The organism is Nocardiopsis sp. MG754419, assembly GCF_018207095.1.
Lineage (GTDB): Bacteria > Actinomycetota > Actinomycetes > Streptosporangiales > Streptosporangiaceae > Nocardiopsis.
Window position 1 is genome coordinate 1 of the sequence record NZ_QOCZ01000465.1, and the last position, 236, is coordinate 236.

Genomic DNA, 236 nt, shown 5'->3' on the forward strand with positions numbered 1-236 from the left:
GGGCGGCGGTTCCGGCGGTGACTCCGCGGGCAGTGAGGCTTCGGACGCCTACCAGAACCAGCTCGACGAGTACTACGAGCAGCAGCGCGCCGAGCTCCAAGAGCGGATGAACGCCGGCCCCGACGGCGGGAGCGGCGACCTGGGCGGCGGTTCCGGCGGTGACTCCGCGGGCAGTGAGGCTTCGGACGCCTACCAGAACCAGCTCGACGAGTACTACGAGCAGCAGCGCGCCGAGC

At 71.2% G+C, this 236-nt stretch carries 1 protein-coding gene; it reads left to right on the forward strand.

Annotated features, from left to right (window positions below; translation table 11 throughout):
- On the forward strand, positions 1-236 hold a 236-nt coding region (locus DSY14_RS28555), incomplete at both ends, for a hypothetical protein (RefSeq protein ID WP_211719661.1).